This is a genomic window from Bartonella sp. AD328YNZD (assembly GCF_042196425.1).
Genome location: NZ_JBHIQG010000077.1, coordinates 6,088 through 8,961 on the forward strand (window position 1 = coordinate 6,088; position 2,874 = coordinate 8,961).

Consider the following 2,874-nt stretch of genomic DNA (forward strand, 5'->3'; position numbering starts at 1 on the left):
TTTCTTAAGACAAATTCAGATATTTCAATCATTAAGCGTCCTTTGTGGAGCGGATGCCGAAGCAAAGCGGCACGCAATTGACTGATAAAACGAGGATGAATCATTTCTGCGCTTGGTAAATTAATTGAAATAAAGAAAGATTGTTGGGAAAACTTTTCTTGTACATTTATAAGATCGATAATGGCATTATCAATGATAAATTGTGACAAATCCATAACAATTTGTTCATTTTCTACGATTTTTATGAAATCAGAGACATTTAAATTTCCATAAGTGGGATGATGCCATTCTACAATTGTTTCAAAACCAATAATATGTCCGTCTGATAAATTAAGAATAGGATGGTAGAGGATTTTCATCTCATTACGTTTTATTGCATAATGAACATCTTTCTCCAGAGTATTATGTTCGAGACCCAGAGTGCGAAAATTAGGACGAAAAGGTTCAATATGATTTCCCCCCATTTGTTTTGCGCGAATCATTGCTAATTCACTATCATTAAAAATATCTTTAGCAGTTGATCGACTTTCACTCCATGTAACCAATCCGATAGAGGTTGAAAGGATTATTTTATTTTCTGAAAGTGAAATAGGTGCTGAAATTGTTTTGTGCAAATGATCTGCAAATGCTGCAATTTTTTGTGGTTCTGTTTCACTGAGTAAAATAATTGCAAAGCGGTCTGCAGAAAGGCGCGATAAGGTATCTTGAAAATTAATGAGACGATTTAAACGACGTGCAATTATAAGAAGTACAGTATCCCCAACAGCGATACCTAATTTGCGATTAATTTGGCGAAAATTATCAAAATCAATCATAAAGACGGTTGGTCTAATTTTGATATTTGCTTTCGCTAAAGAGGTATAATTTTGTAGTCTATCAAAGAAAATTTGTTGGTTAGGAAGTCCGGTTAAGCTGTCGTGGATTGCATCATGCAATAAGCGTTCTTCGGATTTTTTATGGTTAGTAATATTGACAATGGTTCCAATGACACGAGTGATTTTTCCATCTTTTTGCATAGCCGGACGTGCACGAAGAGAAAACCAATGATAATAACCACCACCGGAAGAAAGCCGAAAAATTTGATCAATGCGCCCTTTTTTATTTTTAAGAATGATATCCAATACGGCTTGAAAGCGTTCACGATCATCATGGTGCAAGGCTGAAATCCAGTTGCGCATAGGTCCATTGAGGTTATGAATTTCAGTACCAAAAAGGGTTGCCATGTTTGGATGTACAACAATACGGTCACGCTCAATATTCCAATCCCAAATAATATTTCCAGCTCCCTTTGCTGCGAGTACTTGTTGTTCAAGGTCGGAAAATATTCCTTCATGGAAAGCGTCATTAGAAAAAGTTTGTTGCAGGACAGTAAAGCTAATGAGAAGAACAATGAGCACTAATCCCCCCGCTAATGCTGGCTGGATAATATCATTGTTTAAATGTCCAGCTATGCAGGCATAGGCTCCAACACACCAAAAGCTAATGAGCAACCATGTTGGAATAAGCATAATGGCGCGGTCATAGCTTCTGATTGAGAAATAGATGATTAATATTATACCAAGCACAGCGGTAAGGCCAAAAGACAAACGCGCAATTCCAGCGGCTCTGATGGGATCATAAATAGCAAAGGCTCCTAGACTGCAAAAGGCAATGGTCCAAGCGATAGCCCCGTAACTAAAATGATAATGCCAGCGGTTAAGGCTGAGATAGGTAAAAAGAAAAATGAAGAGTGTAGCAGTAAGTGCTACTTCTGTACCAGCACGCCAGATTGGTTGGGTTGTGAGTGTAACAGCAAAGAATTTATTTAAAAAATTGAAGTCAATACCAATATAAAAAAGCACTGCCCAAGCAACAGCAGCTGTTGCAGGAAACAGCCCTGTTCCACGGACGACGAAGAGAACAGTTAACAAAAGCGCTAAAAGACCTGATATCCCAAGAAGAATACCGTGATAAAGCGTATAAGAATTAATTGCATCTTTATAAGCTTCAGGTTGCCATAAATAGATTTGCGGTAGATTTGCAGAGTTAAGTTCGGCCACAAATGTAATAACAGCACCAGGGTTAAGGGTAATACGAAAGATATCAGAGTTTGCACTCGGTTGACGATCGAGGGAAAAACCTTCGCTTGGCGTTATGGATTGAATCCTTGATGATCCAAGGTCTGGCCAAAAAAATCCAGAACGTGCCATGCGGTAATGGGGGGCAACGATGAGACGATCAACTTGTTCATCTGTTGGATTTGCAAGAGAAAAAACGGCCCAATTTCCGGAAAATTTTTCATTTTTTGCCTGCACTTCAATACGCCATACAATACCATCTGGTCCTGGTGCTGTACTTGTTTGAAAAATAGAATTGTTTGTATGGTGAATTTCAATTGCTTTTGAGAGATCAAGAGCAGCATCCTGAGAAGAAATTTTAACTGGTTCAATTGCTTGTGCTGATGTAAGATGGACAAAAGAACTAACGACTACAATGAAAATGATGTCAATTATTTTACGCAAACTCTTCACAATGTCCCACTCTCAATATTTTAGGATGTTTAATTTTCATTTCGATTTTTGAGAAAAAACGTCCACCTTTTATAATTTATTTACATAATAAATTGTTATCACTTTTTCTTAAGTTATGTGATTTTATATACAAATAGATCACATACCCATCTGCTTCAATGGAACCTGAAGCGAATGAAGTTTTATATTTTAAAAGGGCAAAGTTAAACCATGAATTTCCATATTTCACGGATATATCTTTACTGATTAGAATCTTTATCACATGAAGTATGAATTGGGTAGTTTTGTACACCTCTTTGCCCAATATTTCCAAAACTTATTTAATGAGGAGAGCTTTTGTGGTAAATTTTATGATAAAATATGT

Annotated in this window: 1 protein-coding gene; it reads right to left on the reverse strand. The window is 36.8% G+C overall.

The window, feature by feature from the left end; genetic code table 11:
• The coding region (locus tag ACFIO3_RS05355; RefSeq protein ID WP_375704176.1) for a diguanylate cyclase domain-containing protein at positions 1–2,510 on the reverse strand (2,510 nt) is incomplete at its 3' end.
• Between the last annotated feature and the right edge of the window lie 364 nt (positions 2,511–2,874).